Raw genomic sequence first — 1,304 nt, forward strand, 5'->3', positions numbered from 1 at the left:
AAAAAGTTCCAATCCCAAGCCGCGCTATTATGTGACAAAACCGACTTATCTCTTTGGCTATCTGCGCCGTTTTTTACCATCAAGTCTGCTTGACCGTATTTTAGCGAAAGGCGATTAATCAGACTGGTGGGAATAGCTATTTATGTGCTGCTACTTCCTGTTATTTGTCATTCTTTAATCTACGGTTTATTTCTTTCATTGGTTTTAAATGAAAATAATGAGAACAATGTTAAGGGCGTAAAAATGAAAGTTTGTCGATTGATAGCTGTAGTATGATTGATGGTATTTGTGACTGGGTGTGAGGGTACGCGTTTAAGTGTTTTGCAAGAGTACAATCAACAAAAAACAGCATTATTTTCATATGAAATTATTGATAATGCCAGTGTCACCGAAAAAGGGATGAAAATATTTAAAGCACAGCTTGATGATAATTTAAAGCGCTTGAATTTAGTCGATGAAGCAGCAGACAAAGTCATCGAAGTGATTTGTACCCATTATTATATGAGACACGAGGCTTCTCGAGCGTTACTAGGTGCAATGGCAGGTTCAGATAACATTACCAGTATGGTGTTAATTAAAGACAAAGAGACTGGGGATATTCTTGCTGAATTGAAAGTCGTGTCTAAAAACCCAACCATATTGGGATCAGCTCAAGGTTTAATTAAGCAGCAAGCAGATAAAATTACAGATTATATCCGTGGACAGAAATCTTAATTTCCAATTGGTGTAATGAATGATATTAATGGTTATTGCTTCTTTAAAGAGTACAACACGAAAGTAAGTTTTTCGTGTCCCTCAAGGGACTGGTATAAAGGCCTTTTAATGCCTGCTGGATCCAGCATCTTCAAGTGACTTGGGTATCGATTAATCCTATCAGCTCTTACTGGCACTGAACACGGTTCAGTTACTTATCTTGTATAAATTGCATATAAAATCATTGGTTTATATGGTAATTGACAGTTTTAATGTTAAATTAACCTTTGTATGAATAAGAAAGTACGAGAAGCTGACTTTTGGCATGTAAATTTTGGTGATAGTGTCATCAATTAATGATGGATGTTTTAATTAATTTATTAAGCATGAAAGTGTTACTGTTTAGCTAGCTGCTATTATTGGCTATCTCAATTAATTGATGGTACTGTGTTATTAATATTGTATTATAAATTAATTGGTTAAGTAAGTATGGCGGCGTAAGCAGGGCGGGAGCATACTTTGTCGGATAATTAACCAAAGAAAACTTTTGCCCTGTAATCATCGTCCCAACTCGCCTTTTTTAGCTTATTTCGCTGACTTGGCGCACCGCA

Annotated in this window: 1 protein-coding gene; it reads left to right on the top strand. The window is 35.9% G+C overall.

Annotated features, from left to right (window positions below; genetic code table 11):
• Positions 1–288 precede the first annotated feature (288 nt).
• On the top strand, positions 289–714 hold the full coding sequence (locus L2764_RS27230) for a hypothetical protein (RefSeq protein ID WP_248943458.1): 426 nt from the start codon (positions 289–291) through the stop codon (positions 712–714).
• Positions 715–1,304: the final 590 nt, after the last annotated feature.

Origin of the sequence: Shewanella surugensis, from assembly GCF_023284005.1 — a bacterium.
GTDB classification, from domain to species: domain Bacteria; phylum Pseudomonadota; class Gammaproteobacteria; order Enterobacterales; family Shewanellaceae; genus Shewanella; species Shewanella surugensis.